This window comes from Sulfuricella denitrificans skB26 (assembly GCF_000297055.2).
Taxonomy (GTDB): domain Bacteria; phylum Pseudomonadota; class Gammaproteobacteria; order Burkholderiales; family Sulfuricellaceae; genus Sulfuricella; species Sulfuricella denitrificans.
On record NC_022357.1, the window covers coordinates 1,449,094 to 1,472,779 of the forward strand.

Below are 23,686 nucleotides of genomic sequence, written 5' to 3' on the forward strand. Positions count from 1 at the left end.
CTTGACAAAGACTGATTTGATATATAAAGTAGTAATTGATTACTTACTTAAATCAGGAAATAAATAAATTCAGGATGGATTTGATTATGAAACCTTTGTCACGGTTGTTGCTGTTCGCTTTTATTTTTTCCTTCGGGAAAGCGGCATTTTCAGCGGATTCGTTGCCCCTGTGGGAGGCGATGGAACGGGCCGCACAATCCAACCCGGCAATCAAAAGCCAGCAGGTCGAAGTCAGCAGGCAAACGCTGGAGCAGGACATTGCCCACGGCCAGCATTTGCCCAAGGTCGACTTGAACGCTGCTTACACCAGCTATGCCTACCCGACCTTCGTTACACCCATACGCGAAACGGGCGTATTCCCCCCGATGGACAGGAATATTGCCAATATTGGCTTGGCGCTAAATCTGCCACTTTATAGTGGCGGCAAGTTGGTGGCCGGTGAGGCGCTGGCCAAGCATAACCGGGAGGCATCTGTCCAGGCGCTGCGCGCCGGCGGGCAGGACCTGCTGTTCAATGTTGCCGCCACCTACACCAAGGCGCTGCATTTTCGCCAACTCGTAAAGGTGCTGGATACCCGCATCAAGGCGCTGCAGCAGGAGGAAAAGGACATCGAATTGCGTATTCAGCAGGGGCGCGCCGCCCGACTGGAATTGATCCGGCTCCAGACCCAGCTTTCCCAGGCGCGTTACGACAAAGTGTCCGTTACGCAGGGCGAGAAAGATGCGCTGTCTCTTCTGGCCTCTTTGCTGGGTGGGGGTGGACCTGCACCGATTCTGTCGGAGTTGGGCGAAACTGCTCCGGCTCTGCCGGTTTCTGCTGAAGAAGCGATGCGTCGCGCCTTGCAGCAGCGCCCGGATATTCTCAGGCTCGATGCCATAGGCAAGGCTGCACAGCAGAAAACCGTCATCGCCCGCGGCGACCGGCTGCCGCAAATAAATCTGGTGACCAAGGTGCAAGAGACCTCCGGCGGCGACTGGAAGGGATATGACGATTGGCAGATGGGCGTGCAACTGACCCTGCCAATATTTGACAGTGATATTCGCAAGCATCGGGTGGAGCAGGCAAGTCTCGAACAGAGGCAAAATACCTTGCAACAAGAAGACGCTCGCAACCGCCTCGCCAGCGATGTGGAACAGGCTTTCGGAGCCCTGTCCGAATCACGCGCCAGGCTGGAAGCGGCCACCCAGGGAGAAAGGGAGGCTAGTGAAGCGCTACGCATCGAAACCCTGCGCTACCATAGCGGCGAGAATACTATCACTGACTTGCTCGGCGCCGAATCCGCACTCTGGTCAGCTACCGCGAGCCGCCTCCAGGCGGGGTACGACATTGCCGTGAGTCAGGCACGGCTGCTGCGCGTAATCGGTGAACTCGTCCCAGACAGTTTCAGGCCCTCAGCCGCGAGCAAAAAATCCGGTGCGGAACATTCCTTATCCGGCATTGACCCATTCACTTTCGCGCAATACCTCTCATGGCATCGCTGCGGAATGACTTGTGGCGGCGAGCCGACCGAACAGAATGCGAATGTCGGAATTTCACCCCGTCAAAGTCTCGCCGCAACGGATCTTCCGGGACACTCTATCCAGCAAGGAGCAAGGCTATGAACAAAAAGATCGTAATTATCGGCATTCTCGCCGCAGGTATCGGCGCCGCCGTGCTGTGGAAATTCGCACCCTGGACTGCGCGGCCGGACGAAGGCTCGGTGTTCGCCTCGGGCACGGTGGATGCGACTGAAATAGCGGCCTCGTTCCGTGTGCCGGGCATTCTGGTCAAGCGGCCGGTAGATGAAGGCAGCCACGTCAAGCCGGGCGAATTGCTGGCCGCGCTCGACGAGCGCGAGACTGTTGCCCGGTTGCACCAGGCGGAAGCCGCGCAGCAGGTCGCCCAGGCGCGCCTGAAAGACCTGGAACAGGGCTACCGCCCGCAGGAAATCGCCGAAGCGCGTGCCCAGGCCGAACAGTCACGCGCCAACCTGAGCAATCTGCAAGAAGAAGCCCGGCGTTCCGAGGCGCTCTTCCATGGCGGCGCCACCAGCCAGCAGCGGCGCGACAAGGACCGCACCGCCGCCGACATGGCCGCCCAGCAGTTAAGCGCCACTCAGGAACGGCTCAAGTTGCTGCAAAGCGGTTACCGTCCCGAGACCATCAACGCCGCGCGCGCGCAATTCGAGGAAGCGCAGGCCTCAGTCGCCGCCGCCCATGTTGCCTTGGATGATTTGCAGGTAACCAGCCCGGTGGAAGGCGTGGTCACCCGCAAGCATGCTGAAGTGGGCGAAACCCTGGGTGCCGGGCGCCCAGTGGTGACGGTCACCGATATTTCCAGGCCTTGGGTACGGGTCTACATCCCGGAAACCCAGATCGGCAAGGTGCACCTGGGCGCCGCAGCCAAAGTCAAGGTCGACACCTTTCCCAACCGGGACTTTGATGGGCGCGTGAGCTATGTTTCGTCTCAGGCGGAGTTCACACCCAAGAACGTGCAGACTCAGGAAGAACGGGTGAAGCTGGTTTTTGCGGTGAACGTGACACTGGAGAATCTTGACGGTACGCTCAAACCCGGTATGCCGGCTGATGTATATATCACTGCCCAAGGCGGATCCGCCAAATGAATCCGGCGTTTACCATGACCGAAGATGAACAACTGACCGCCCGGAAGCTGGAACGGCGCGACCGGAATGTCCTTATTTTTTATGGACTGTTCAGCCTGGTAGTCGTCGTGGTCGAGGAGGCGGTAGTCTTTTACTTCCATATGGCGGATCGTTTTGGTATTGCTCCACTTCTTGCCAGGGGAGTGATCTACCTGGTGCTGAGTACGGCATTGTGGGCAATGCTGTTGCGCGCCAACCGGCGCCTGGTGTGCAAATTAATGCACGAGAAACAGGAAAATCACGAGTCGGTGCTGCTCGCCTACGACAATGCCTTGGGCTTGAAAGACAGCTATACCGGCGGACATGGGCGGCGGGTGGCGTTTTACGCACGCCAGATCGCAACCGCCTTCGGTCTGCCGCAGGAGGAATCCAACTCCATCGGAGAAGCCGCATCGCTTCACGATATTGGCAAGATCGGCATCCCCGACGCCATACTCACCAAGCCTGGCAAACTGACTCCTGAAGAATTCAGTGTCATCCAGAAACACCCTGTCATGGGCGCCGAGATCGTTCAATCGATCCCGCTGCTCAGCCACCATGTTCCCGCCGTGCGCCATCACCACGAACATTTCGACGGCAGCGGTTATCCGGACGGACTGAGCGGATCGGACATCCCACTCGCTGCGCGCATTATCGCGGTGGCCGATGCTTTCGATGCCATGAGCAGCAACCGCAGCTACCGCAGTGGCGTCAGCGCGGACCGGACGTTGAACGAAATTGCCCAGGCTGCAGGCAGTCATTTCGACCCCGAGGTTGTCGCCGCGATTGCCCGCAACTCTGTCCGCGACACCCTGTTTGCGGCACACAGAGAAATTTCATGAATGACATTGCCATTCAGGTTAGCGGCCTGGGCCGCACCTTCGGCGAAATGTGGGCGGTGCGAGGACTCGACCTCGAAGTGCGGCGCGGCGAGATATTTGGTCTGGTGGGGCCGGACGGCGCCGGCAAGACCACCACCATGCGCCTCCTGACCGGCATCCTTGCCGCCAGCGAGGGCACAGCTACAGTGGCCGGTTATCCGATTAAGGGCGGCGAAGAACAGATCAAGTCCCGCATCAGCTACATGTCGCAACGCTTCGGTCTGTACGGCGACCTCACGGTGGAGGAAAACTTGCGTTTCTATGCCGACCTGTACGAAGTACCGAGGCGCGAGCGCGAGCCGCAGGAAGAGCGTCTGCTCGGCTTCTCCAACCTCACCCCGTTCAGTAAGCGCCTGGCGCGTGACCTCTCGGGTGGCATGAAACAGAAACTCGGCCTGGCCTGCGCCCTGATCCACAAGCCGGAAATCCTGTTTCTCGACGAGCCCACCAACGGCGTCGATCCGGTGTCGCGGCGTGATTTCTGGCGCATTCTCTACGCCATGCTCAAGGAGGGAGTGACGATCTTCGTCTCCACCGCCTACCTCGACGAAGCGGAGCGCTGCACCCGTGTCGGCTTGATGCACCAGGGTCGCCTGATCCAGTGCGACACACCGCAGAAGCTCAAGGAAGGTATTCCCGGCCTGCTGCTGGAACTGGAAACCGCGCAACCACGCGTCGCACGGGAGGCGCTCACCTCCCGGCTGGGTTCCAATCGCGTGAGTCTGTTCGGCGGCAAGCTGCACCTCTACGCCGCAGACGAGGGGGAGGCGGAGCAGGCCCGCACCGTGTTGCACGAGGCCAACATCTCAATATTGGGCGAAAACACTATCACCCCGTCGCTGGAGGACGTATTCATTTATCAGCTTACGCGAAACAATGAGGAGGCGACGGCATGAGCGTGGACTCCGCTGTAGAAGTGCATGACCTGACCCGGGTGTTCGGCGATTTTGTCGCCGTCGACCGTATCTCGCTCACTGTGGAAAAGGGTCAGGTGTTCGGCTTTCTCGGCCCCAACGGCGCGGGCAAATCCACCACCATCCGCATGCTGTGCGGCCTGCTTTTGCCCAGTTCCGGCGAAGGCCGGGTGGCGGGCTTCGATGTTATGACCGAGTCAGAAACCATCAAGCGCCACATCGGCTACATGTCGCAGAAATTCTCCCTCTACGACGACCTCAGCGTGGAAGAGAACATCGACTTCTATACCGGCATCTACAATGTGCCCAGCGCCAAACGCAAGGCGCGCAAGGACTGGGTGCTGGAGATGGCGGGACTGACCGACAAGCGAGGCAACCTGACCGGCTCTCTGGCCGGCGGATGGAAACAGCGCCTGGCCCTGGGCTGCGCGGTGCTGCACGAACCGCAGCTCCTGTTTCTCGACGAGCCGACCTCGGGCGTGGACCCACTCTCGCGACGCCAGTTCTGGGATCTGATTGCACAGATGTCGCACGGCGGCACCACCGTTTTCGTCACCACCCACTACATGGAGGAGGCTGAATACTGCGACGAGCTGGCGCTGATTTACCACGGCAAGATGATCGCCAAGGGCAAACCTGCCGAACTCAAGACCCTCATACCCGAGGACATTCTTGAAATTCACGTTGAACGTCCATTCGATGCGCTGGAACGGCTGGAATCCTCGAAACTGACACAGGAAGTCGCCCTGTTCGGTGACGCCCTGCACGCAGTGGTCAGCGATGCGGCCACGGCAAGCGTAGCGCTGAACGACTTCCTGGTGCAGCAAGGCTTCGCCGTGCAGTCCATCAAACAGGTAACTCCCTCGATGGAGGACGTGTTCGTTTCCCTGATCGAGCTCGACGACCGGCAGCGCACGCAGGGAGAAAAAGCATGAAGCAGCCTAACTTTTCGTGGATACGCCTGTGGGCGCTGGTGAAAAAGGAGTTCATCCACATCATCCGCGATCCGCGTTCCCTGGCGATGGCGTTCCTGATGCCGCTGATCCTGCTGATCCTGTTCGGCTATGCCATCACCATGGACATCAAGACGCTTAACCTCGTCGTATACGACCAGGACAAGAGCGCCGCCAGCCGCAATTACCTGGAAGGTTTCCCGGCCTCCAGCTACTTCAGCGTGGTGTCGGCGGTAGAAAGCTACGATGGCGCGCGCGCGCTGATCGACCAGGGGAAGGCACATCTGGCGCTGGTGATCCCGCCGCATTTCGCGCGCGATATGGAGCAGGGACGAACGACGCAGGTGCAACTGCTCGCCGATGGCTCGGACGCCAATACAGCAACCATTGCCATGGGCTACGCCGAGGCCATCACCAACCGCTACAGCACGACGCACCTGGGCAACAAGATCGAGCTCGCCGTGGATAACCGTCTGCGCGTCTGGTACAACCCCGAGTTGAAAAGCCGCTGGTTCATCATCCCCGGCCTGATCGCCGTGATCATGACGGTGATCACCGCGTTGCTCACCTCGCTCACCGTTTCGCGCGAGTGGGAGAGCGGCACCATGGAACAGTTGATCGCTACGCCGGTGCAGCCGATCGAACTATTCCTCGGCAAGATGGCGCCCTATTTCGTGATCGGCATGCTCGACGTGCTGTTCTCGGTGGCGATGGGGGTATGGGTATTCGATGTGCCGCTGCGCGGCAGCTTCCTCTTTCTGCTCGGCGTCACCGCGATGTTCCTGGTGGGCGGCCTGAGTCTCGGCATCATGGTTTCCACCATCGCCAAATCGCAGCTGGTAGCAAGCCAGCTGGCGATGGTGGTGACCTTCCTGCCCGCTTTTTTGCTCTCCGGTTTTCTTTACTCCATCGACAATATGCCGCGCTTTTTGCAGGTGGTCACCCATGTGGTGCAAGCGCGCTATTTCGTCGAGGTGCTGAAGAACATTTTTCTCAAGGCCAGCCCGCCTTCTTTCGTGGCGGGCGACTTGATTTTCCTCGGACTGTTCGCGGGGGTGGTGTTCGCCGTCGCCCTTGGCAAGTTCCGCAAAAAACTGGCCTGACGGAGGCGTTATGTGGGAAAGAATCTATCGCATGCTGGTGAAGGAGTTTATCCAGGTGCTGCGCGATCCGCGCATGAAGGCGCTGATCTTTGTGATGCCGGTGGTCCAGCTGATCATGTTCGGCTATGCCGTGACCACCGACGTGGACCACATCAAGACCGCGGTGTGCGACCTCGACAAGAGCCCTCAGAGCCGTGCGCTGATCGAGCGCTTCACGGCTTCTGGCTATTTCACTGTGGTGGACAATACCGACCGGCCCGAACGGCTGGGCGAACTGCTCGACCGCGGCAAGGCGATCGTGGGCATCCAGATTAACCGCGGCTTCGCCGACGATCTGCGCTCGGGCAGGCAGGCAGCGATCCAGACGATCGTTGACGGCACCGATTCGAACACCGGCACGGTGGCGATGGACTACGCTCAGCGCATCACCCAGGAATTCTCCCGGGCACGATCTACCCCGATAGAACTGGCCCAGCTGGCTCAGTCGCCGCAGACCAATCCCATCGAGCTGCGCTCGCGCGCCTGGTTCAACCCTGACCTGAAGAGTCGCTATTACAACGTCCCCGGCGTGATCGCCGTGGTGGTGCTGCTGATCTCCCTGTTGCTGACCGCCATGGCGATCGTGCGCGAGCGCGAGATCGGCACCATGGAGCAGCTGATGGTGACGCCGATCCGGCCGTTCGAACTGATCCTCGGCAAGACCCTGCCCTTCGTGCTGATCAGCTTCATCGACGTGCTGGTGGTCACTTTTATCGGGATCAACTGGTTCAACGTGCCGATCCACGGCAGCCTGGGGCTGCTGCTATTTGGGGCAGGGCTGTACCTGATGTCCACCATCGGCATCGGGCTTTTCATTTCCACCATTTCCCAGACCCAGCAGCAGGCGCTGATGTCGTCGTTTTTCTTCTATCTGCCCGCTGTGCTGCTGTCCGGCTTCATGTTCCCGATTTCGAACATGCCGGAACCGGCACAGTGGCTCACCTATCTCAACCCGCTGCGCTATTTCCTGGTCATTATCCGGGATATCTTTCTCAAGGGTAGCGGCTGGGAAATCCTGTGGCCACAGTTTGCCGCCTTGGCGGTGCTGGGTTCCACACTGTTGATTATTAGTTCACTTCGTTTCCAGAAAAGGATGACCTGACATGAAAAACACCCATAACCTTATCCTTAATTTCCTTGCTTCTTCATCCTTGCTATTCGCCGCATCTGGAGTGCAAGCGGCTGAGCCGCTCGCCCTGCAGAATGTCATGAAAGACCTGGGCAAGAACATGCAGGTCATCACCGACGGAATTTCCCGTGGAGACTGGGAGCTGGTGGAAAAAACCGCACCCCTGATCGCAGACCATCCCCAGCCGCCGATGTCGGAAAAAATGCGCATCATGGGTTTCATGGGCACCAACATGGGCAAGTTCAAGACCTATGACGGCGAAACTCACGAGCAGGCGCAGGCGGTAGGCAAGGCCGCCAAGGCCAAGGATGGCCAAGGCGTCATTCTCGCCTTCCAGAAACTCCAGACCAGTTGCTACAACTGCCACAGCGAATTCCGCAAGCCTTTCGTGGAGCATTTCTACGGCAAGAAAGACGCCGCACAGTGATCCAGTTCTTTGCGGTTCCTCTGTGATCGCACCCTACAGCCCAAACGGAACAGGAGGTAGATCATGAATACGGGTAACACGGATATGTTTGAGCAGGCGTATTTGGAGCAATGGCTAAAAACTACGCGTCATTATTTGTTTGCCGATCGGGAAAACCTTGTCGATGCGACAGAGACAGCGCTGCTTGAATCAAAACTGGAAAGCCATGGTGCTCAGGACCGCTGCATTTCACGAGCGCGGGGGAGCTTGCTGCGTCTCTTGAAGCGCACAGCGATGCAAGATCAAAATCCGCTCCATGAACTGGAGCGCGCCTTCTATTTTCAGATTTCGTTCATCGCACGGCATCCCGACATTCCCAAGCGCCTTCTAGGGTGGTTATCGCAAGGCGGCGATGGCCGTATTCGTCGGCGTATTCAGGTGGTCATCGACAATTACGAATCACGCCTTTGCCGAATAATTGATCAGGCAAAGCACCAGGGGCTCATCAGGGCCGAAATTGAACCGCACACTGCGGCGAGTTTCTTCGTCGGTATTATCCAGAGCCTGGCACTCAGAATGAATGCCGATTTGCGCCAGCGAGAGCGACTGTTGCGTGAGGCAGTCGAGGTTTTTGCTTTATACCGGGCAGGGGTAGTTTCTCCGTCGAAATGACATCAGGCTAAGAGAATTATTTAGTCAAAAAACCAATAGAAAAGGAAAGTTCATCATGGCTACACCCAAACAACAGCGGGACATCCGTGTCTGGGCGATTTCCCTGGTCGCTGTCGGATTCGGACTGCTGACTATCAAGGAAGGCGGCACGATCCTGTTCGGTGGCGAAGCGGCGCGCACTGCGGCCGGCAACTATGTGCCGTTCGTGCTCTGGTTTAATTTTTTGGCAGGCTTCGCCTATGTCATTGCCGGTACCGGCCTGTGGCTGCAGCAGCGCTGGGCGGTGTGGCTGGCCATCGCCATCGCCACGGCGACAGCGCTAACGTTCGCGGCTTTCGGCATACACGTGGCTTTCGGAGGCGCCTACGAGCCGCGCACGGTGATCGCCATGAGCCTGAGAACGCTGGTGTGGGTGACGATCGCGGCGGTGGCTGGCCGGGGGGTGCTGCGCAGATAAAAGCGTCGTATCGCTCGCGCCTGGATAGCAGTCATTTTGTGAATTGCATGGCATGATTTTTTGACCAAATAAAGGAGTACGTTATGGAAGGAAAAAAGAATATCGCGGCAGGTTTTCTGTTCCTGGCCGGTTTCATGGCTTATGGGTTCGTGCTGATCTATCTGCGTGATTTCGCACCTGGAAAGGAAGCATGGATCGCTGATTACGCTGTGGGTAAGCATTTCGAATCGCGCCTGGCGCATGTGCACGGTAACCTTTTCGCCTTCATCAACATCGTCGTGGGTTATCTGTTGCTGAGGCTTCCCATCGGAGCCATCTCCACCAAATGGATATCCTGGCTTACTCTGACAGGGATGTTGATGCCGCTTGGAATCCTTTCCGAGGTGGTATTCGGCCTGCCACCTGCACTGGTGCTAGTCGGCGGTATTTCTATGGTGGCGGCGATGGTTTGGTTCGGTTGGGCGGTCCTGCGGTTGAACTTGCAGAGGCCGAAGTAGTTCCCCTCTAAAATTATGGGCACTTCTATAAATTCAGTGTATTGCGGGTTTTCAATTGAAATGACGGAAGCTGTATCCGGGAAAGGCGTATTTGCCACATTCCCACAGTGGATCAAGTTTCCTTCCCTGACGCTGCGTCTGACGACCAGGCATGGGCTGGGGAAAGCTGCGTGGCTACTCTTGCTGTTATTACACATCGTGCCGACCAGTGCACAAGCCGCCAATGAAAATTCCTCGAGCATCAATGGTTGCAAGGCAGATGAAATTGTCAGATTCCGCGGGGGGACCGCAAGACTGGAGAATGACCTTTTTACCGGTACTGACCAAAACTATACGAACGGAGTGGCATTCACCGCTGTTTCGCACGACATCGCCGGCAAGCTTCGAACCGAGTGTCTGCCCACACCGGTACGATTACAGGCGGAACTCATCAAGTTTCTGAACCCTGATTTTTGGTCCGATGAGGAAAACTCCGCACATACGCAAAACGTGGTGGTGAAGTTTGGCCAATCCATGTTCACACCGAAAGATCCTGCCAGGACCGATCCGATCCTGGACGATCGGCCTTATGCTGGCTTGCTGTACGTGGGCATGTCGTGGAACCGTCGGAAACACGAACCACAAAGCCACTCGGAAATGCTCGATACACGCGAGATCACATTGGGCGTCATCGGCCCGTTGTCTCTCGCGGAACAGACACAAAATCTTGTTCACGATGCGATCGGCGCCGACAGGTTTCTCGGTTGGCAACATCAGTTGAAGAATGAGCCAGCGCTGCAATTGGCCATCGACCGAAAATTCAAGGACTATCGCGGAACGGGACCGATCACGCCGGGTTTCTCTACCGACTCGATCCGCTCACTGGGACTGCGACTAGGCAACATCGAAACCTCCGCTACACTGGGGATCGAAGGGCGTATCGGTTGGAATCTGCCGAACGACTTCGGGACCTATCCGATCAGACCCGGCGCAGAAAATCGTCCGCCATCCGCCTCCATCCATAGCGGCTCAGCTGATGCCCCATTGTCTGTCGCCAGGCTGCGACCCGGTGTTCACCTCTTTGGAACGATGGAAACAAAACTCGTTGCGCATGATTTTTCACTCGACGGCAACCTTTTTCGATCAAGCTACAGTGTTACTCGCCGACCATGGGTTGCCCAGGCGGCTATCGGGGTCAGCGCTCATGGTCTGGTGGATGGTCACGGCGTCAAGCTGGCCGTGATGCGTGTTTACCGTTCACGGGAATTCGAGGAGCAGGTGACAAACCAGGCTTATGGTTCTGTCGCGCTGAGCATTGAGTTCTAAAAACGCATTGCGCATCTTGGCCCACGCTCATTCGCCGTTTAGACAAACAAAGGAAGCAGAAATGAATGGTCGAAATCATGGCCTCAAGTTGCCGCCATTGGCACAAAACCGATAAAGCGTATACCGGGTTTGATTTCTATCTGGCCGAAGTGATATTCGTCACGATCAATGGCCCCGCCGAATCCGAGGGTCAATTGCGCGCGCTGGGGGCCAGATTGATCGATCATTTGACCGATTATCTAATGCTGCTACATGACTTTCAGCGCAACGCTACAATGAAGAGAGGCACGCAACCATGGGAGAGTCCGAAAACAAGGAAAAAATCATTATTGCCGCCATTGAACTGGCAAACGGAAAACGTCTCAACCATCTCGGCGCGGAGGCACTTACCCTCCACAGCGGGATCAGCGAGGATGAGGTGAGGCGGGTATTCCCGAACTGCGGAATGCTTTCGGCCGGCATTTTCCAGTGGGCTACGCATAATTTGATGGTGCAGATCGAATATGCAGCACTGCGCAACAAGCCGCCACTGGAAGTACTTGAAGACATTTTTCATGTTCATGTCGCTTTTCTTGTTTCACATTCAACACTTCCAACGTTGCTTCTGGAAGCGCTTGCGATGCCAGAAGGAGGTACGGAGCTGCGCCACCGTATTGGTACACTACTGGAAGATTACGAAGCCAACCTGGCGCTGTTGCTTCATCTGGCACGAAAGGATGAGATAGTCAGGCCCGATTTTGATCCTGCGATTGCGGCAAAATTGTTCGTTTATCTGATACAGGGACTGGCGATGCGGTCAATTACCTGGGGTGCGACTGAAACATTGCTGCACGAGGGGCGAAAAGTGTGGCAGCAATACCTGCATGGCATTCGTGCCTGAACATTGAAATTACATGAAACACTGAGCAAGGAAAGCAAGAGATGAGTGAACACAGGCAACGGTTATCGGCTGAAGAGCGGCAGGAGGAAATTATCAGAGCTGCCGTGGAACTTGCCGGCGAACAGGGGGTTGAAGGCGTGACGACACAGGATATGGCAAATGCCGTAGGCATCTCACAAGGTGCGATTTTCCGCCATTTCCCCAGCAAGGACATGATCTGGCTGGCAGTTATTCACTGGGTGCGTGGGCGGCTGATGAGCGTGGTAGATATGGCGGCAGATCAGGGTAGCGACCCGCTCGATTCCCTGGAAAAGATGTTTTTCGCTCACCTGGGCTTCGTCGACAAGGTGCCTGCGATCCCGAAGCTGGTATTTACCGATCAACTGCTGAAAAAAAATCCCAAGATCAAGGAACTGATTCGCAGCATCCTGGCGGATTACGAGGCCAAAGTGGTCGGTCTCCTTGCTCAGGCCAAGGCGCAGAACCTGGTTCGCCAGGACTTGGACGAGCACGGTGCCGCCGTCATGTTTACCGGCATCATTCAGGGCCTGGTGATGCGGGTTTCCATTATAGAAGCACGAAAATCACTGATTGCCGAAGGGAAACTGGTGTTTCCACTTTTTCTCCACGGCATTGGCAGCGTGCGTGCAACCGGTGCAAAACAGACCTGAACTAAGTCAAGGGGAATAGCCCCCCAATTCGGAGATAACCATGCAAGACCTACATGAAACCTGGATCGCAATAAAACTTGGCGGGATGATCATTCTGCCGTTGTCGTTGCTGGCGATCATCGCCTTGGCCATTATGCTTGAGAAGGCATTTATCTATTGGCGTTATGCCCGTCTTCCACTTGAGTTGCTCAACCTCGCCGAGACTTATGGCTTTGCCTGGGAAGATCTGGAAAAGAAGCTTTACGGCTTGAATGAACGTCATTACTTCAGGCGGTTTTTCGAGGTGGTGATCGCCAACCGGAGTCGTCCCGCATGGTGGACCGAATCCCGTGCGGCGGATGAAGCCCAGCTGATTGAAACATCCCTTGCCCGCAGGTTGTGGGTGCTGGAAACCATCGTTACTGCGGCGCCCTTGCTCGGGCTGATGGGAACTATCGGCGGAATGATGGATGCCTTCAAGATCATCGGCGGCAGCGGCATTGTGAATCCCACCGGGGTGACGGGAGGCGTGGCGCAGGCACTCATTGCAACGGCAATCGGCCTGTTGATCGCGCTGATCGCCTTGTTTGGATTCAATTACTTCTCTCGTGTGCAATCGCAAACCATGGACGAAATGGAACGCCTCGGCACACGCCTGATCGATCACATCCGTCTGGACCAACAGGGTGACGCCCATGAAGCTGCGTAAACCCAGGACGTATCGCAAGGGGCGCATCGAAATCATCCCGATGATCGATGTGATGTTCTTTTTGCTGGCGACATTCATGCTGTCTTCGCTTGCGATGCAGAACCTCGATTCGCTGCAAGTTAATCTGCCCCAGGGGAAAGCCGAAAAGCTCAACGCCGACAAGCCGGTCACCATGACGCTGACAAGCGATAGCAAAATATTTGTCAACCGGACTCCTGTGACCTTGCAAACCCTGGCCGCCACGCTCGGGCCGTTGCTGAACAATTCGCAACAAAGCGTCGTCGTATCGGCAGATAACATCACGCCCCAGGGCCTCGTGGTGCAGGCGATGCTGCAGGCACGGGTCGCCGGCGTCAGGCACTTTTTGATAGCAGTAAAACATGAGTGATGTCGTAAGCGTGCCAGATTACCGGCCACGGGAAATTCGGCAGGCCGTATGCGGCAATTGCGGCAAGGTCGTGAGCGTAAGGGTGTCCGATTCCAGATCAAGGGAGATCAGGCTCTGGTGGCCGGTGCCACTGGCGGTCATCCTGTGGCTGGCGATCATCTGGAAATTTGGCGATTTCCTGAGCGCTCCCAATATAGAAAAAGGAGCTTCTGCACCTATAGAAGCCAGCTTTGTGGAATTGCCTGAAGTGGCACCCAGTAAAAGGTCGGCAGTTCAACCCAAACCCATGCCCAAGCAAGCCCGCAAGCCCAAGATAAAACCTCGTACTGAAACAGCAGCAGCCAAGTCTGTGAACCAGTCAGATCCGGCGCCCGCACCAAATTCAGCGCCACCGACGGACTTGACGGCCTACATTAATGCGGCCAGAGAGCGTCGCCGTGCCGCAGAGACGTCTGCCGAGCGCGAATATGCAGCAGCAAAAGCGAATGAACACGTGCCCTCGGAAGACGAAATCAGGATGGCAACCGTCATGCGCAATCTCCAGCCACAAGGCACGAACGGGGTGTTTCAAATTATCAGTGTGGGACTTCGGACAGGTAAGTTTTCGTTTCGTGGCTGGACTAAAGACTATAGCAATTCCCGGCGCGAATTGATCGAAGTCGATGCAGGCCAAAATGGGGATATAGAGCGCGCAATCGTGCGCAGAATGATTGAACTGATTCGCAAATATTACAAAGGTGATTTTAATTGGGATTCGCAACGCCTGAATCGCGTTGTCATCATGTCTGCACGCGTCGAAGATAACTCGGGACTGGAAGATTTTTTGATGCGAGAGTTTTTTGGGGCGGCCTCCGGACCACGCTAAAGACTGCATCACTCAACGGAATTCATAACAACATATCTCGAGCTCAACAGGCTCGTATCTGCAAGTACAGAAACGCCCCTCTCCTTGTCACAATTGGTTACAAAAAATGGCGGTTTTGACATACCCCATTTACACCACTGCGGTTAAATACACTTCGCTGCAAAGCATTATTCATTTCACATGGAGACTCACATGAAACTTAGCCAGAAAATCGCATTGGCCCTTATCGCCACCATCGGCATCGGCGCAATGGCCGCATCCTACGCAACCAGCATGGGCATGGGGCCAGGTGGAGGGTGCGCGATGGCGAATAAAAAAATGGCCTTTCCAGCTCAGATAGACGGACATTTGGACACGATAAAAAAGGATCTGAACATTGGTTCAGATCAAGAGATGGCATGGTCGGAGTTCGCCAAGACGATCAAGCAGCAAAAAACGGAAATGATGTCTGCGATGCAGGAGCGGATGCAGCCTGTGCCCAGAGTGCAACCGGTTCAATCTGCACCAGACCGAATCGGCGAGCGTATCCAGTTCATGAAGCAGCGCGTGGCTGGCATGGAAACCGTGGCTGCTGCCATGAAACAGTTGAATGACGTTTTGACGCCGGAGCAGAAGAAAGTATTCAACGGGCATTTCGACCAGGTAATGCCGATGTAATGGTTATGAGCTTGCTCGACCGGCGTTGTTTATCTCATCTTTAACAGGAGTGCTGGATATGTACAGAAAAAAATTTATGCAGGCCGCTGCGGTAGCTTTTGGTCTGATCAGCCTGAGCGCAATGGCGGCGCAGGATTTTTCGGGGCTGGGTACGACGGAATTGACGCAACTGAAGCCCAGCGAGATGGGCGAGGAAGATCGCAATGCTTTTCGAGCCGAAATGCAGAAACGCTCAGCGAATATGAGCGCGGCAGAAAAGGATGAAACGCGCAATCAAATGCGTGAACAAAAGAAAGGACAGGGAGGCGGACAGGGACGGGGTGGCATGCAAGGCGGTGGAGGAATGAGGATGGGTCACTGAGCTCCAGGACTATATCTAACTCACCGGCATTTCTCGACAAGGTGATGGAAGGTTATCGCCAGGAATTGCCGGTGATCCTTGACCTGAAATAACTGCGGGCAACTACCGATTCAACGCAAATTCAAAACACGAGATAACCATGATGAACAAAACTGCCGGCAACAGCCAGGCCACATATTATGCGGACCTTTTCCCAGGCCGGAAAACAATGTTTCCAGCAGCAAATAATTCCTTGTCAGAAACATCTGGAAGTTCGAAATCAGCCGATCCCGTTGTGTTCATACACATCCCGAAAACGGGTGGAATGACACTCTATTCCATGATCAGGGATATTTACAGGCCTTCCGAGTTGCACAAGATCAACCCGGCGATGGAATCTATCGAGAAATACAGGCATCTGCCTCAGGAACGCAAAGAGAAATTAAAGGTGATCTACGGTCACATGGATTACCGTGTTAGGGAGTTGCTGCCACCAAACTCCAGATACGTCACGCTAATGCGCAACCCCGTAGAGCGCGTGATATCGCATTACCATTACTACAGACGTAACGCCAAAGATCCGCTGCGGGAGCTTGCCATGCGATCGAGTCTGGATGACTGGGTCACGCAATGTAATCTCAACGAAATGGACAATGGCCAGACCAGAAGGCTGTCCGGGTCTATGGAGTCCGTGAGGTTTGGAGAATGTTCGGCGGAGATGCTGGAACGGGCCAGACATAATGTTCAGCGAAACTTTGCCTTGGTGGGAATCACGGAGCGATTTGACGAAACCTATGGGCTGATGAGCAAATTGTTCGACTGGCCAATAAAGCTCTATCTGCCGAGGAACGTGGCGCAGCAGAGGTCGAGCATAAAAGAAATTCCCGTTCGGACTATCCGGCTGATCGAGAAATTCAATGCCTTGGACATGGAGCTGTACGAGCATGCCACGCGGTTGTTTGCAGACAGGCTCGGCCAGACCGATATTGAAAATGAGGTGCGTCTGCTCAAGGAAAAAAGAGATAATCCCTTCATGCTCTGGGGTGACGTCACCTCGCAATATGCGAAAGAAAAATTGAGAAGATGGCTGAAGGTGTAATGGCGACAATCAATATATGAGGAGCCGGATTTGCCCATTCCGATATTGGACATTCGCTTTCATGCGGGCTGACTGTGCTGGCTAGGTGGAATGTTGTGAATGAACGATACCTTGCTGCCGACGTTGATAGAGGTGTGCAAGACGTAGCTTGAGTTTGTGGATGGTAGAATTGGGCTATTTGCGTCCAAGACTGGAAATGTTCACCGCCATCCTGATTTTTGCTGCCACCCTAGCCTTGGTGGTCTGGAAGCCGAGAGACCTCGGCATTGGCTGGAGCGCCCTGCTCGGAGCGGTGGTTGCGCTGGCAGCCGGCGTAATTTCGCTCGCCGATGTGCCGGTAGTGTGGGGCATCGTGTGGGATGCCACTTTTACTTTCATTGCTCTGATCGTCATTTCCCTGATCCTCGATGCCGCCGGGTTTTTCGAGTGGGCGGCGCTGCATGTGGCGCGCTGGGGCAGGGGTTACGGCCATTGGCTGTTTCTGCTGATCGTGCTGCTGACGGCGGTGGTGGCGGCGATTTTCGCCAACGATGGCGCAGTGCTGATCCTGACGCCGCTGGTGCTGGAGATGCTGCACGCACTGCGCTTTCGGCCTGCCGCCGCGCTCGCTTTCGTTTTCGCGGTCGGCTTCATGGCAGATGCGGCGAGCCTGCCGCTGATGATCTCCAACCTCACCAACATCATTGTCGCCAACTATTTTGGCATTTCCTTCGCCGATTACGCGGCGGTGATGGCGCCGGTGAACGTGCTGGCGGTTCTGGCCTCGCTGGCCGTGCTGTGGCTGTTCTTCCGCAAGGATCTGCCGCCGCGCTTCGAAGTCTCGGCTTTACCGGACCCGGCCTCGGGTATCCACGACATTTTTGTTTTCAAGGCAGGCTGGGTGGTGCTGGCATTGCTGATGGCGGGCTATTTCGCCGCCCGTCCTCTTGGTCTGCCGGTCTCGGTCGTGGCCGGGGCTGCAGCCCTGCTGCTGGTGCTGGCGGCGCTGCGCGAACATTTTATCCGCAAGCAGCCCAACTCAGTCATCCCGGTGTTGACCCTGCTGCGTGAGGCGCCCTGGCAGATCGTGCTGTTTTCGCTGGGCATGTATCTGGTGGTGTTCGGCTTGCGCAATCAGGGGTTCACCGCCGAACTGGGGGGTATTCTGGAATGGCTGGATGGCCAGGGATTCTGGGCAGCCACTCTGGGTGCGGGATTCCTGTTTGCCTTGCTGTCGGCCGTGATGAACAACCTGCCGACGGTGATGGTGGCCAGCCTGGCTATCCACGACACCCATCTTTCCGCACTGACGCGGGAGGCAATGATCTACGCTAACGTGATCGGCTGCAATCTGGGGCCGAAGATGACGCCGTTGGGCAGCCTGGCCACCCTGTTGTGGCTGCACGTGCTGGAAACTCGCGGTATCCGGATAGGCTGGGGCCAGTATTGCCGCGTTGGGGTCGTGTTGACGCTGCCTGTATTGCTCGTCACTTTGCTCGGACTAACAGCTTGGCTTATGATGCTGCGATGAAAGCAATCATGAAAGACGTGCAATGAGTTTCTACGGCTTGCTCGCCGTTGGTGCCGGCGCGATGGTGGGCGCCTGGCTGCGTTGGTGGTTCGGCCTCCTGTGGAATCCGGTGTTTCCCACGCTGCCGCTGGGCACGCTGGCTGCGAATCTGGTGGGTGGCTACCTGATGGGACTGGCAATGGCGATGTTCGCCGACCATCCCGGCCTGCCGCCGGAAGCGCGGCTGCTGATCGCCACCGGCTTTCTCGGCGGACTGACCACTTTTTCCACCTTCTCGGGCGAGACCGTGACGCTGTTGCTGCGCGCCCAGTATGCCTGGGGTGCGGCCATTGTCGGGGCACACGTAGCCGGCTCGCTGGTCGCGACTATACTGGGCATATGGACTGTAAAACTTTTGAAAGGGTAAGACCATGCAAGGAATCTGCCTGAAATTGTTTGTCAGCGAATCGCGGTTGCACAACAGTATGCTGCTTTATGAATGGTTGCTCGAACAGGCCAAAATAATGGGTATTCTGGGCGGCACGGCATTCCGGGCAATTGCCGGTTTCGGGCGCTCCGGTCGCCTGCATGAGGACGCTTTCTTCGAACTTGCCGGCGAATTGCCGGTTGAAATCGAATTCATGGTCAGCGAGGAGCAGTCAGAGCGCTTGCTGGAACTGCTCAAGTCAGAAAATTTGCGGCTGTTTTACGCTAAATTGCCGGCCGAATATGGAGTAAGCGCTTGACCCGATGAGCGTTGCCGAGCAGTTCGTCCTTTTTCTCGCTTCCTTTATCGCCAACTGGTTTTCCGCCCTTTCCGGCGGCGGAGCCGGCTTGATCCAGTTCCCCATGCTGATTTTTCTCGGCCTGCCGTTCGGCGTGGCGCTGGCTACGCACAAGGTGGCGAGCGTCGCATTGGGGCTCGGTGCGACCATTCGTCACTGGCGTGAAAGCCATCTGGAAAGACGCTTCTCCCTGATTATTCTGAGTGCGGGCTTGCCTGGCGTGGTGCTGGGGGCGAACACTATTCTCAAGATCCCGGCGCACTATGCGCAGTTGGCGCTGGGGTTTCTAACCCTGGGGCTGGGGCTGTATTCCGTATTCAAGCCTGAACTGGGCATGGAACACATGCCTAGAAACCGCGAGGGACGCGCCCTTGCGACTGGCGTTGTGGGCCTGTTCGTGGTCGGCTTCCTCAACGGCTCGATCACTTCCGGCACCGGGCTGTTTCTCACCATGTGGCTGATCCGTCATTTCGGCCTCGACTACAAGCGCGCCGTGGCCTATACCCTAGTGCTGTGCGGTCTGGTGTGGAACGGAACAGGGGCGATTGTTCTGGGGTTGATCGGCACTATCGCCTGGGGCTGGATGCCGGCGCTGCTGGCGGGCTCTTTAATAGGCGGCTATGTCGGTAGCCATTACGCGATCAAGAAGGGCAACCGCTGGATCAAGCGGGCCTTCGAAATCGTGACTATCCTGATCGGCTTGAAGCTCATCGTGAGTTGACAAAAGTCAAAGTTGCTTTATTCTTCCGCTCACTTATAAGTAAGGAAGAATATGAAAACCAATTTACCCGTTACCGGCATCGAAAAATCATTCAAACACGGTTCGATTGTTACCAAGACGGACCCCAAGGGCGTCATTACCTACGCGAATGACGGGTTTTTGGAGATGAGCGGCTTCTCGCGCGAGGAATTGATCGGAAAGAGTCACAATGTGGTGCGCCATCCTGATATGCCGCCTGCAGCTTTCGCCGATTTGTGGGCGACCGTCAAGCGGGGCGAGCCATGGCGCGGTATAGTCAAGAATCGCTGCAAGAACGGCGACCATTACTGGGTCGACGCCTTTGTCGTGCCGATTCGCAATAAGGGACAAGTGACTGGCTTCATGTCGGTGCGCACCCCCCCCAGCAGCGAGCAAATCGCGGCTGCAGAACAGCTTTACAGCAAAGTGAATAAAGGCAGTGCGTTGCCCGGGAGAGGATGGGGCCAGCGCTTGACGATCCGGGGCGCAGTTTTGTCTCTGTCCGGCATTCTGGGTGGCGCCCTGGTGGGAAGCGTGGCGCTCGGACAGGCAGGACTGCATACCGCCAACCTAGTGTTTGCTGGCGTGGCGCTGGTTCTGGCGCTCGCAATATTGGTCAAAATGCTGGGGGCTATGGGGAGCGGATTCGGCCAGGCGTATCAGGTATTCGAGAAGATCGCCGAGGGTGACCTGACTACCCGGCTGGAAATAGGAGGGGCAAGCGAGTTTGGCCGCGTTCAGACCTTGCTGGCCTACATGCAGGTGCACCTCAAGGTCATTTTGGATGAGGTTGCCGTGGCCTCGACGTCGGTGACATCGCGTACTGGCTACTTGCGTGAAGAAGTCGAGCAGATGTCGACCCGCTTTAATACTCAGTCTGACCGGGTCATGCAAGTTTCTGCGGCAATGGAGGAAATGAGCGTATCGATCCGCGAGGTGGCGGAAGGCGCTAAAGGCTCGGCGCAGGCTGCTGCCCAGACCCATGAGATTGTGGAGGATGGCAATGGCAAGATGGCTCAGAGTATGGATTCCTCCACGCGGGTGGTGGCGGCGGTGAAATCCTCAGGGGCAACCATCGGAGAACTCAATCAGTCGATCCAGAAGATTGGTGACATCACCAAGGTGATCAAGGAAATTGCCGATCAGACCAATTTGCTGGCGCTCAACGCGGCGATCGAAGCTGCGCGGGCGGGAGAGCAGGGGCGGGGCTTTGCCGTGGTGGCGGACGAGGTGCGCAAATTGGCCGAGCGTACTACCTCCAGCACTGCCGATATCGCACAGATGATCAATGAAATCCGCACGACCACTGGCGCTGCAGTGCAATCCATGGACAGGGCGGCTCAGGAAGTGGAGCAGGGACGCGACATGATCGTGGCAAGCAGCACCAGTCTGCGTGAAATCATGCATTCTTCCGACAAGGTGATGGAAATGGCGCAACATATTGCCAGCGCGGCTGACGAACAGTCTGTCGCTAGCGAGGAGGTGGCCAACAACATGGAAAAAATATCATTGCTGGCGGATGAAGGTAATTCCAGCATCCGGATGATTGAGCACAGCACCGAGGATCTAGCTCGGGTGGCGCAGGATTTGCAGGAACTGGTGCATCACTTTGACGGTGGGCGTTAAGCCACAGGACTGTATATCCAGCGGTTGAGCAGCATTCGGGCTGCGTCGGCGACTTCCGTCGCGGTCAGCCCAATCGGACCGACACCTTGTTCCACCCAATCGTCGGCTGCCGCACCATGCAGGTAAACCGCCAGCAGCAGGGCGGATTGCGGCGTCAGCCGCTGGGCGATCAGAGCAGCGATCATGCCTGACAGCACGTCGCCCATGCCGGCACTGCTCATGCCAGGGTTGCCGGTGGGGTTGACGAACCATTCCCCTTTGGGCGTCGCGCAGATACTGCCGGCGCCTTTCAGTACTACCAGACAGTTAAGGCGTTGTGCGATCAGCGTCGCGGAATGGACCCGTTCCTGCTGGATGTCGTGGGTGGTGCTGGACAGCAGCCGCGCTGCCTCAGCTGAATGGGGGGTGAGGATAGTGCTGCCCTTGCGGCTTTTCGTCAGTTCCTGCATGTCATCATGGATAGCGAGCAGATTAAGCGCATCGGCATCCAGCACCAGCGGTAATTCTGTTTCCAGTGCCTGCCGAAGCAATTGAACCGCTTGCGGGGATTGCCCCAGGCCGGGGCCGACTGCGAGGCAGTTAAGGTGATCGAGCTGGAAGAGCTTTTCCGGCGCGCACAGCATCAGCTCGGGCTGACCTATGTCCACTGCTGGGGCGGCATCCGCCAGCAGTGCGGCATAGACCCGACCCGCACCCAGCTTGAGCGCGGCGCGTCCGGCCAGCAGCGCCGCACCGCACATTGCGGACGCGCCGCCGAGGATGCCGACGCTGCCGAGCATGCCCTTGTGGCTGTTGCGCGGGCGCGGTTTGAGCGCGGCGGCCACTTCGGTTTTCTCCAGCAGCCAGCCATTGGGCTTGAGCAGGGCGGGTGCATCCAGCTCCAGCGTATCGACATGAATCTGGCCGCAGTAGTCCGGCCCGTAGGCGGTAAGCAGGCCAGGTTTCAGCGCGATGAAGGAAAGGGTGTGGCTGGCGTGGATTGCCGCGCGGAAGGTCTGTCCGGCATCGGCATCCAGCCCGCTGGGAATATCCAGCGCCAGCACCGGCAGGTTCATGCGGTTGATTTCCCTTACCAGTTCCAGATAGCGTCCGCTCAATTCTCGCGCCAGACCGATGCCGAACAGTCCGTCGATCACCATATCCCATTTGCCGTCGGCCGGTATGGCATCGAGCAGTTCGCCACCAATCGCCAGCCAGGCTTGCAGCGCATTTGCCGCATCGGGCGGCAGCTTGGCGGTTTCCCCGATAAAGACGATGTTTACCTTGAACCACCAGGCTTTGAGGTGGCGTGCCGCAACCAGTGCGTCGCCACCGTTATTGCCCGGCCCGGCGATCACCAGCACCGAGGTTTTGCCAGCGAGCAGTTCGCGTGCCAGTTCCGCTGCGGCCATCCCGGCGCGCTCCATCAGGTCGCTGATTCCACTCTCTCGCGCGAGCTGCTCAAGCTGGCGGATTTCGTGGCTGAAGTAAATTGGGGTTTTCATGGGTTATCCTGTTGCCTCAAGACTAGGCTAATAATGGGGCAATTATCCAGCTCAATCAACTGGCCCATCCATTGATCGAAAGAATCTTATTCAGGTGCGCTTCATGGTTTAGCGTTGTGGATGGGCACATTTTTTATTCGATGGTGGTCGCCTAGCCTGAATCAGGCAGGCATAATTCAGTATGATTGTGCCTGCAGGCGCGTGAGAGTGGGCTGGCCAGGCCGAAATACTGCTAGGTTAGATATGCGGATAGGACGTTATACTTCACTTCATATTAAGCGTTGATCAGGAGATTATTTGCATGAAAAAAAATATCAAACCCGCCCATGCTGTCCTGTTGGAGCTGCTTGAAAAGGTGCGCAATAAAGAAGAAATCAAGGAAATTGAACTGTCTTTCAAGCGCGATGTGGCGGCTTCTTTCAAGTTGCTGCGCTACATCAATTCCGCAGGCTTCAGCCTGTCCTGTGAAATTCAATCTATTCGCCATGCCGTGGAAATTCTCGGCTACCAGCAACTGTATCGTTGGGTGACGCTGCTGCTGGTTACCGCCAGTGAAGGCAACACATCTCCTGCATTGATAAAAAAGGCCGTTATTCGGGGTCGTCTGGCAGAATTGCTGGGCAAGGAAATGCTTGGCCCCGCTGACTGCGATAATCTGTTTATCGTCGGTGTGTTCTCGCTGCTCGATGAAATTCTGGAAGTGCCGATGGATCAGGTGCTGGACACCATTCGCCTGCCCGAACCGATTGTCGATGCCCTGCTGCACAGGCAGGGCCTTTACGGACCTTTCCTGGCGCTGGCAGAGGCATGCGAACAAGGGGACGAAGACGAAATCGAAAATCTGGCTTGTTCGCTGCAGTTGGAGGTGGATAAGGTCAGCCAGGATTATCTTTCCGCACAGGCATGGGCTGGGATGCTGGGGTTATAGTCTTCGTGCTGGTCAGGCTTTTTTCGGAAAGGACGATACATTTGTGCGCTTGGCGGCGAAGCCCCTTTCGC

The 23,686-nt window shown here is 56.6% G+C and carries 28 protein-coding genes; 26 read left to right on the forward strand and 2 right to left on the reverse strand.

What is annotated here, in order from left to right; all coding sequences use genetic code 11:
• The first annotated feature begins 86 nt into the window (after positions 1-86).
• The 12 genes from SCD_RS07120 to SCD_RS07175 all read left to right on the forward strand — a co-directional run bounded on the left by SCD_RS07120 (position 87) and on the right by SCD_RS07175 (position 10,976).
• Positions 87-1,601 carry a TolC family protein gene (locus tag SCD_RS07120; RefSeq protein WP_009205784.1) on the forward strand — a complete coding sequence of 505 codons (1,515 nt, stop codon included), beginning with the start codon at positions 87-89 and terminating at the stop codon, positions 1,599-1,601.
• On the forward strand, positions 1,598-2,602 hold the full coding sequence (locus SCD_RS07125; protein WP_009205783.1) for an HlyD family secretion protein: 1,005 nt from the start codon (positions 1,598-1,600) through the stop codon (positions 2,600-2,602). Before SCD_RS07120 ends, SCD_RS07125 begins: the two co-directional genes overlap by 4 nt.
• The gene (locus SCD_RS15660) at positions 2,599-3,462 is read left to right on the forward strand and encodes an HD-GYP domain-containing protein (protein ID WP_009205782.1); all 864 of its coding nucleotides are present in this window, start codon (positions 2,599-2,601) and stop codon (positions 3,460-3,462) included. The genes SCD_RS07125 and SCD_RS15660 overlap by 4 nt, the downstream gene beginning before the upstream one ends.
• Entirely contained in the window at positions 3,459-4,397 is a 939-nt protein-coding gene (locus tag SCD_RS07135; protein WP_009205781.1) for an ABC transporter ATP-binding protein, read from the forward strand. The genes SCD_RS15660 and SCD_RS07135 overlap by 4 nt, the downstream gene beginning before the upstream one ends.
• Positions 4,394-5,350 carry an ABC transporter ATP-binding protein gene (locus SCD_RS07140; RefSeq protein WP_009205780.1) on the forward strand — a complete coding sequence of 319 codons (957 nt, stop codon included), beginning with the start codon at positions 4,394-4,396 and terminating at the stop codon, positions 5,348-5,350. The genes SCD_RS07135 and SCD_RS07140 overlap by 4 nt, the downstream gene beginning before the upstream one ends.
• Complete coding sequence (locus tag SCD_RS07145; protein ID WP_009205779.1) at positions 5,347-6,471, forward strand: ABC transporter permease; 1,125 nt, start codon at positions 5,347-5,349, stop codon at positions 6,469-6,471. Before SCD_RS07140 ends, SCD_RS07145 begins: the two co-directional genes overlap by 4 nt.
• A gap of 10 nt (positions 6,472-6,481) precedes the next feature.
• Complete coding sequence (locus tag SCD_RS07150) at positions 6,482-7,612, forward strand: ABC transporter permease (RefSeq protein WP_009205778.1); 1,131 nt, start codon at positions 6,482-6,484, stop codon at positions 7,610-7,612.
• A gap of 1 nt (position 7,613) precedes the next feature.
• Positions 7,614-8,066 carry a cytochrome c gene (locus tag SCD_RS07155; RefSeq protein WP_009205777.1) on the forward strand — a complete coding sequence of 151 codons (453 nt, stop codon included), beginning with the start codon at positions 7,614-7,616 and terminating at the stop codon, positions 8,064-8,066.
• 84 nt (positions 8,067-8,150) lie between these two features.
• Positions 8,151-8,717: a TetR family transcriptional regulator C-terminal domain-containing protein gene (locus SCD_RS07160; protein WP_232504442.1), complete on the forward strand. Its 567-nt coding sequence runs from the start codon at positions 8,151-8,153 to the stop codon at positions 8,715-8,717.
• Between the two features lie 55 nt (positions 8,718-8,772).
• The gene (locus tag SCD_RS07165; RefSeq protein ID WP_009205775.1) at positions 8,773-9,174 is read left to right on the forward strand and encodes a hypothetical protein; all 402 of its coding nucleotides are present in this window, start codon (positions 8,773-8,775) and stop codon (positions 9,172-9,174) included.
• An 83-nt stretch (positions 9,175-9,257) separates the two neighbouring features.
• On the forward strand, positions 9,258-9,671 hold the full coding sequence (locus SCD_RS07170) for a hypothetical protein (RefSeq protein ID WP_009205774.1): 414 nt from the start codon (positions 9,258-9,260) through the stop codon (positions 9,669-9,671).
• 60 nt (positions 9,672-9,731) lie between these two features.
• A complete protein-coding gene (locus SCD_RS07175) occupies positions 9,732-10,976 on the forward strand; it encodes a lipid A deacylase LpxR family protein (protein ID WP_009205773.1) in 1,245 nt (414 codons plus the stop codon).
• A gap of 83 nt (positions 10,977-11,059) precedes the next feature.
• Here SCD_RS07175 and SCD_RS16545 read toward each other — a convergent pair whose 3' ends face one another.
• On the reverse strand, positions 11,060-11,203 hold the full coding sequence (locus SCD_RS16545; protein WP_154655464.1) for a hypothetical protein: 144 nt from the start codon (positions 11,201-11,203) through the stop codon (positions 11,060-11,062).
• Positions 11,204-11,271: 68 nt separating this feature from the next.
• On the opposite strand from SCD_RS16545, the gene SCD_RS07180 reads away from it, so the two are divergent.
• The 13 genes from SCD_RS07180 (at position 11,272) to SCD_RS07240 (ending at position 21,203) form a co-directional block, all read left to right on the forward strand.
• Positions 11,272-11,856, forward strand: coding sequence for a TetR/AcrR family transcriptional regulator (locus SCD_RS07180; RefSeq protein ID WP_009205772.1), 585 nt, complete (start codon positions 11,272-11,274; stop codon positions 11,854-11,856).
• A gap of 41 nt (positions 11,857-11,897) precedes the next feature.
• Positions 11,898-12,527, forward strand: coding sequence for a TetR/AcrR family transcriptional regulator (locus SCD_RS07185; RefSeq protein WP_009205771.1), 630 nt, complete (start codon positions 11,898-11,900; stop codon positions 12,525-12,527).
• Between the two features lie 40 nt (positions 12,528-12,567).
• Positions 12,568-13,215 carry a MotA/TolQ/ExbB proton channel family protein gene (locus tag SCD_RS07190; protein ID WP_009205770.1) on the forward strand — a complete coding sequence of 216 codons (648 nt, stop codon included), beginning with the start codon at positions 12,568-12,570 and terminating at the stop codon, positions 13,213-13,215.
• Positions 13,202-13,603: an ExbD/TolR family protein gene (locus tag SCD_RS07195; protein ID WP_009205769.1), complete on the forward strand. Its 402-nt coding sequence runs from the start codon at positions 13,202-13,204 to the stop codon at positions 13,601-13,603. The genes SCD_RS07190 and SCD_RS07195 overlap by 14 nt, the downstream gene beginning before the upstream one ends.
• Positions 13,596-14,468, forward strand: coding sequence for a hypothetical protein (locus tag SCD_RS07200; RefSeq protein ID WP_232504443.1), 873 nt, complete (start codon positions 13,596-13,598; stop codon positions 14,466-14,468). Before SCD_RS07195 ends, SCD_RS07200 begins: the two co-directional genes overlap by 8 nt.
• A 192-nt stretch (positions 14,469-14,660) precedes the next feature.
• Positions 14,661-15,125, forward strand: coding sequence for a Spy/CpxP family protein refolding chaperone (locus SCD_RS07205; protein ID WP_041673377.1), 465 nt, complete (start codon positions 14,661-14,663; stop codon positions 15,123-15,125).
• A gap of 58 nt (positions 15,126-15,183) precedes the next feature.
• Positions 15,184-15,486 (forward strand): hypothetical protein, encoded by a 303-nt coding sequence (locus tag SCD_RS07210; RefSeq protein WP_009205766.1) that lies wholly within the window; start codon positions 15,184-15,186, stop codon positions 15,484-15,486.
• Positions 15,487-15,625: 139 nt separating this feature from the next.
• Positions 15,626-16,564 carry a sulfotransferase family 2 domain-containing protein gene (locus tag SCD_RS07215; RefSeq protein ID WP_041673378.1) on the forward strand — a complete coding sequence of 313 codons (939 nt, stop codon included), beginning with the start codon at positions 15,626-15,628 and terminating at the stop codon, positions 16,562-16,564.
• A gap of 160 nt (positions 16,565-16,724) precedes the next feature.
• Positions 16,725-18,074, forward strand: a complete 1,350-nt coding sequence (locus SCD_RS07220; protein WP_009205764.1) for an arsenic transporter — start codon at positions 16,725-16,727, stop codon at positions 18,072-18,074.
• 22 nt (positions 18,075-18,096) lie between these two features.
• Positions 18,097-18,480 (forward strand): fluoride efflux transporter CrcB, encoded by a 384-nt coding sequence (crcB, locus tag SCD_RS07225; protein ID WP_009205763.1) that lies wholly within the window; start codon positions 18,097-18,099, stop codon positions 18,478-18,480.
• Between the two features lie 4 nt (positions 18,481-18,484).
• Positions 18,485-18,799: a DUF190 domain-containing protein gene (locus SCD_RS07230; protein WP_009205762.1), complete on the forward strand. Its 315-nt coding sequence runs from the start codon at positions 18,485-18,487 to the stop codon at positions 18,797-18,799.
• Positions 18,800-18,803: 4 nt separating this feature from the next.
• Positions 18,804-19,559, forward strand: coding sequence for a sulfite exporter TauE/SafE family protein (locus SCD_RS07235; RefSeq protein WP_009205761.1), 756 nt, complete (start codon positions 18,804-18,806; stop codon positions 19,557-19,559).
• Positions 19,560-19,610: 51 nt separating this feature from the next.
• Positions 19,611-21,203 (forward strand): methyl-accepting chemotaxis protein, encoded by a 1,593-nt coding sequence (locus SCD_RS07240; RefSeq protein ID WP_009205760.1) that lies wholly within the window; start codon positions 19,611-19,613, stop codon positions 21,201-21,203.
• Here SCD_RS07240 and SCD_RS07245 read toward each other — a convergent pair.
• Entirely contained in the window at positions 21,200-22,687 is a 1,488-nt protein-coding gene (locus SCD_RS07245; protein WP_009205759.1) for a bifunctional ADP-dependent NAD(P)H-hydrate dehydratase/NAD(P)H-hydrate epimerase, read from the reverse strand. The genes SCD_RS07240 and SCD_RS07245 overlap by 4 nt on opposite strands.
• Before the next feature lie 301 nt (positions 22,688-22,988).
• Between SCD_RS07245 and SCD_RS07250 the strand changes: the two genes are divergently transcribed.
• Positions 22,989-23,615, forward strand: a complete 627-nt coding sequence (locus tag SCD_RS07250; RefSeq protein ID WP_009205758.1) for an EAL and HDOD domain-containing protein — start codon at positions 22,989-22,991, stop codon at positions 23,613-23,615.
• The last annotated feature ends 71 nt before the right edge of the window (positions 23,616-23,686 follow it).

What these genes read in the sequence shown, in the direction of transcription:
- SCD_RS07120 (WP_009205784.1), top strand. Translation starts at nt 87, where the DNA reads ATGAAACCTTTGTCACGGTTGTTGCTGTTCGCTTTTATTTTTTCCTTC.
- SCD_RS07125 (WP_009205783.1), top strand. Translation starts at nt 1,598, where the DNA reads ATGAACAAAAAGATCGTAATTATCGGCATTCTCGCCGCAGGTATCGGC.
- SCD_RS15660 (WP_009205782.1), top strand. Translation starts at nt 2,599, where the DNA reads ATGAATCCGGCGTTTACCATGACCGAAGATGAACAACTGACCGCCCGG.
- SCD_RS07135 (WP_009205781.1), top strand. Translation starts at nt 3,459, where the DNA reads ATGAATGACATTGCCATTCAGGTTAGCGGCCTGGGCCGCACCTTCGGC.
- SCD_RS07140 (WP_009205780.1), top strand. Translation starts at nt 4,394, where the DNA reads ATGAGCGTGGACTCCGCTGTAGAAGTGCATGACCTGACCCGGGTGTTC.
- SCD_RS07145 (WP_009205779.1), top strand. Translation starts at nt 5,347, where the DNA reads ATGAAGCAGCCTAACTTTTCGTGGATACGCCTGTGGGCGCTGGTGAAA.
- SCD_RS07150 (WP_009205778.1), top strand. Translation starts at nt 6,482, where the DNA reads ATGTGGGAAAGAATCTATCGCATGCTGGTGAAGGAGTTTATCCAGGTG.
- SCD_RS07155 (WP_009205777.1), top strand. Translation starts at nt 7,614, where the DNA reads ATGAAAAACACCCATAACCTTATCCTTAATTTCCTTGCTTCTTCATCC.
- SCD_RS07160 (WP_232504442.1), top strand. Translation starts at nt 8,151, where the DNA reads ATGTTTGAGCAGGCGTATTTGGAGCAATGGCTAAAAACTACGCGTCAT.
- SCD_RS07165 (WP_009205775.1), top strand. Translation starts at nt 8,773, where the DNA reads ATGGCTACACCCAAACAACAGCGGGACATCCGTGTCTGGGCGATTTCC.
- SCD_RS07170 (WP_009205774.1), top strand. Translation starts at nt 9,258, where the DNA reads ATGGAAGGAAAAAAGAATATCGCGGCAGGTTTTCTGTTCCTGGCCGGT.
- SCD_RS07175 (WP_009205773.1), top strand. Translation starts at nt 9,732, where the DNA reads ATGACGGAAGCTGTATCCGGGAAAGGCGTATTTGCCACATTCCCACAG.
- SCD_RS16545 (WP_154655464.1), bottom strand. Translation starts at nt 11,203, where the DNA reads ATGATCGATCAATCTGGCCCCCAGCGCGCGCAATTGACCCTCGGATTC.
- SCD_RS07180 (WP_009205772.1), top strand. Translation starts at nt 11,272, where the DNA reads ATGGGAGAGTCCGAAAACAAGGAAAAAATCATTATTGCCGCCATTGAA.
- SCD_RS07185 (WP_009205771.1), top strand. Translation starts at nt 11,898, where the DNA reads ATGAGTGAACACAGGCAACGGTTATCGGCTGAAGAGCGGCAGGAGGAA.
- SCD_RS07190 (WP_009205770.1), top strand. Translation starts at nt 12,568, where the DNA reads ATGCAAGACCTACATGAAACCTGGATCGCAATAAAACTTGGCGGGATG.
- SCD_RS07195 (WP_009205769.1), top strand. Translation starts at nt 13,202, where the DNA reads ATGAAGCTGCGTAAACCCAGGACGTATCGCAAGGGGCGCATCGAAATC.
- SCD_RS07200 (WP_232504443.1), top strand. Translation starts at nt 13,596, where the DNA reads ATGAGTGATGTCGTAAGCGTGCCAGATTACCGGCCACGGGAAATTCGG.
- SCD_RS07205 (WP_041673377.1), top strand. Translation starts at nt 14,661, where the DNA reads ATGAAACTTAGCCAGAAAATCGCATTGGCCCTTATCGCCACCATCGGC.
- SCD_RS07210 (WP_009205766.1), top strand. Translation starts at nt 15,184, where the DNA reads ATGTACAGAAAAAAATTTATGCAGGCCGCTGCGGTAGCTTTTGGTCTG.
- SCD_RS07215 (WP_041673378.1), top strand. Translation starts at nt 15,626, where the DNA reads ATGATGAACAAAACTGCCGGCAACAGCCAGGCCACATATTATGCGGAC.
- SCD_RS07220 (WP_009205764.1), top strand. Translation starts at nt 16,725, where the DNA reads ATGGTAGAATTGGGCTATTTGCGTCCAAGACTGGAAATGTTCACCGCC.
- crcB (WP_009205763.1), top strand. Translation starts at nt 18,097, where the DNA reads ATGAGTTTCTACGGCTTGCTCGCCGTTGGTGCCGGCGCGATGGTGGGC.
- SCD_RS07230 (WP_009205762.1), top strand. Translation starts at nt 18,485, where the DNA reads ATGCAAGGAATCTGCCTGAAATTGTTTGTCAGCGAATCGCGGTTGCAC.
- SCD_RS07235 (WP_009205761.1), top strand. Translation starts at nt 18,804, where the DNA reads ATGAGCGTTGCCGAGCAGTTCGTCCTTTTTCTCGCTTCCTTTATCGCC.
- SCD_RS07240 (WP_009205760.1), top strand. Translation starts at nt 19,611, where the DNA reads ATGAAAACCAATTTACCCGTTACCGGCATCGAAAAATCATTCAAACAC.
- SCD_RS07245 (WP_009205759.1), bottom strand. Translation starts at nt 22,687, where the DNA reads ATGAAAACCCCAATTTACTTCAGCCACGAAATCCGCCAGCTTGAGCAG.
- SCD_RS07250 (WP_009205758.1), top strand. Translation starts at nt 22,989, where the DNA reads ATGAAAAAAAATATCAAACCCGCCCATGCTGTCCTGTTGGAGCTGCTT.